Source organism: Kitasatospora sp. NPDC091257 (genome assembly GCF_044757675.1).
Taxonomy (GTDB): domain Bacteria; phylum Actinomycetota; class Actinomycetes; order Streptomycetales; family Streptomycetaceae; genus Kitasatospora; species Kitasatospora lactacystinica.
Window position 1 is genome coordinate 1 of sequence record NZ_JBIVVI010001188.1, and the last position, 2,757, is coordinate 2,757.

Here is a 2,757-nt window from a genome sequence, read left to right on the forward strand (position 1 = left end):
TCGCCGACCGCTACCGCGCCGGAGTCGTCCTGGCCTCCCTAATCCTCTGGCTCCGCGAACCAACCAGATGATCATTTGTCAGACACGCCTTAGGAGTCACCTCCCAGAGCGGCGCCGCACGTTCAGCCCCGAGTACAAGCTGCGGATCGTTGCCGAGTGCGAAGCCGAGCCCATCCGGGTCTCTTACGGCGTGCGACACCAATTTGGACAATGATCGTGACACTGGAAGTAGTAGGTGTCAAAGCCATCGAGCCGGACAAAGTACGTGTCGAGATACCCGGCGTTGCGGCCTTCCGAGGCCTGGGGTGGCGCCGTTCAGGGTCTCACTCTGGGCCCCATGGAAAGGACATGACAGCCTCCTGGCCGTCTGAGCGGTCACCGACCTGACGACAGACGTGCCCGAGAGCTCGCGTCCGCGAGCACTGGGCATCGAAGACAAGATCCAAAGTTCGATGACATCACTCGGCTGAGGACGCCGCCGACGCGTGTGCACGCGCGCCCTGGCCAGCACATCTCGTCACCGCGCCCCCGCCGGCTCGCCAGTCACATCCACAGCGCCGTCACTGTCCGCGATGCCGCGCAGTGACCTCGACACGCGCTCGATGGCTTTGACACCTACTACTTCCAGTGTCACGATCATTGTCCAAATTGGTGTCGCACGCCGTAAGAGGTCCGGATGGACTCGACGCGCCGCTGACCGACCAATCGCCCTGAGTGCCGGACCACGCGAAAGATGTCCCTGCCACTCCTGGCGACCACGAGGGCTGCTCCCATCTCCAGGGAGTCGATCAGGCCAGTGCAGCCGTACATTAGCGGCCCGGTCTTGTGTTGCTGCCCATAGCAGCGTCATTGTGGCGCTGGCTGCCAGGAGTCGTGCCGGGCATCTTTGCCGTTGGGCCGACTTACCTGGCCGACCTGAAATCACACCAATCCTGGCCGGGTGGAGTACGCGGGGCTGATAGTGTTCAGAGCTTCCATGCTGACCAGAAAGTACCGATTAACCGGCCAGGACGGACGCGCGTGGTCGAAGGCCGTCGCCTTCGACGCAGCACTCGACTCGCATTCGTCGGCGAAGCGATTTATATGACCGTTTATCTTTGTACGAAGCATCTTCAGTTGTGGAGAGCGCTGAACGCCACCTTGCCATGGGGGCCTCGTTTTAATACATTAAAGGAATTGCAAGGCCTCCCGTGTCCACGTCGCTCGATGGGGCCTCTTCTGCTAAATGAGTACTCCAAAAGTTTGCCCGGCGAACGACCTGCAAGCATCCAAGGTCCACCTGCGGTGTCGGGCCCGAATATAATAACAACCATATTTATCATGGTCGGCTGGCGAGACCGGAGGAAATTGATGATCAAACAGATCGCTGCTAGATGCCGAACTCGTCTGCTCCATAACTGCGAAGGCCGTCGTAGACATACGTTCCGAGACCTGGGGGCTTCGCACCGTGGGCACTCGGCAGACTGGGATGATTCTCCGCCTGCTTCAAGGACTGTGGTAAACCAAGATGCTGCAGGGCATTCTCCTGCTGGGAGCGCAAGTGATTTGCAAGGTCACAGCCAACGCGCTTTCTGGGAAGAACCGCTTGCCGCGATTCTGCTGCCGTGTGGTGCTGCGTGACAAACCAAAAAAATCTCTGCCATGTGTGCGGAGCGGATTCGGGGTGCGGGCCGTGCGAGTACTGTCTTCGCCGGCTGAAGACAACGCTGGACTCAGCACCGGGCATCTATGCGCAGCTGCACTGTGCTTTGACTGTTCCGGCTCGTTCAATGGTGCTAACCGTGCGGCGTCAGTCGAAGCGCCCCTCGTCCACAGCACCGCTACGCGAGTTGGTGCTTATGCGGGCGCACGAGCTGTCGTCCGCGGTCCAGACGTGGTCCGCCTTGGCTGTGCCGCAGACGCGCTCGCGACAGCCTGCCCGAGCCGGATGGCTGTTGCAGCGGGCTTGCGTAGCGCTGACCCGTGAGCTGCCTGAGGCCGCCGCTACGGCGAAACTGGGCGGCCATGCCGCCGCCGTTCTGGTGGCGACTGCGCGGGCCCGGCGGGTGCTTGGCAACGAGCCCGTCATCACCTCGTTGCCCGGGTGTTGCCCTGCCTGCGACCTGCGCGCCCTGACGTATCGCGAAGACGAGTATCTCGTGGAGTGCCGCTACTGCCGCGGTGCTTGGCCGGCACACCTGTTCCTGCTCGATAGCCGGCCGACTGTCTGATTCCACAAGGAGTAACAATGGCCTACCCCTCCGATCCACGGCAGCGACTGCTCACCGCGGTCGAAGCGGCCCAACTGCTCGGCGTGACGCCGAACTGCGTTCACCAGTGGGTGCACCGTGGGCATCTCAGGCCGCTGGCCCGGTTGAACCGCAGCCGGACGCTTCTCTTTCGGGAAGACCACGTGCTGCTCGCCGAACGCGCCCGACGGACACGCCATGCCGAGACTGCCGTCACCGCCCCCGGCTTCCTGACCCCTGGCCTTCACATCGGCCGCCTCCCGTCCGACAGGCGCCCCCAGCGGTTCACTCAAAGGTCCGGCACCGTTACGGCAACGTGCAAGAGCGTGCGCCGGACCGTTTCGTCGGCCGGCAACGTGAGCCTGAACAGACTTCGAGTCCGCGTCCACCCCCGCTTCGTGGGCCGCACGGTCACCCTCCAACTGGTCGGCCGGCAGATCCACGTGCACACGGACGGCCTCCCGTCACAACGCTTGACCTCCCCGCTCCCCCCGGAGCAGTGGGCCAAACTGCGAGCCGCACGGACGCC

The 2,757-nt window shown here is 63.1% G+C and carries 1 protein-coding gene; it reads left to right on the top strand.

Features of this window, described 5'->3' with window-relative positions; all coding sequences use genetic code 11:
- Positions 1 to 2,227: 2,227 nt before the first annotated feature.
- The coding region (locus tag ACIQOV_RS36105; RefSeq protein ID WP_401055039.1) for a helix-turn-helix domain-containing protein at positions 2,228 to 2,757 on the top strand (530 nt) is incomplete at its 3' end.